The sequence below is a fragment of the Photobacterium lucens genome, from assembly GCF_009873615.1.
Taxonomy (GTDB): Bacteria; Pseudomonadota; Gammaproteobacteria; order Enterobacterales; family Vibrionaceae; genus Photobacterium; species Photobacterium lucens.
Genome location: NZ_SSMG01000143.1, coordinates 1 through 364, shown reverse-complemented (window position 1 = coordinate 364; position 364 = coordinate 1). Strand labels below are relative to the sequence as shown.

Below are 364 nucleotides of genomic sequence, written 5' to 3'. Positions count from 1 at the left end.
ATAAATGTATCAGATAATTTAAGTATGATTTTTCTTCATTCAGAAATAGAATATAAAAAAAACATATCGATAAAAAGGATTATTAATCATCGACAAGTAGGAGTTGAGTTCTTTAATCAGAGCAAAGATAAAGTTAAACCAGATTTGATTTTTTGTGCTTATCCTACAATCGACTTGGCTTATGAAGTTACGAAGTTTGGGAAAGAAAATAATATTAAAACAATTATTGATATTCGTGATTTGTGGCCAGATATTTTTGTTGATGCAATACCAAAACCTTTTAAGCCATTTGGTTCATTTTTACTATCACCATTAATTAAAAAGTCTAAATATATATTTTCAAATTGTGATGCAATAACAGCAG

General features: G+C 26.6%; 1 pseudogene. It reads left to right on the top strand.

The annotated features are described in order from the left end of the window. Nucleotides 1-364 (top strand): annotated as a pseudogene (locus E5A76_RS06940) (glycosyltransferase family 4 protein); the annotation flags it as partial.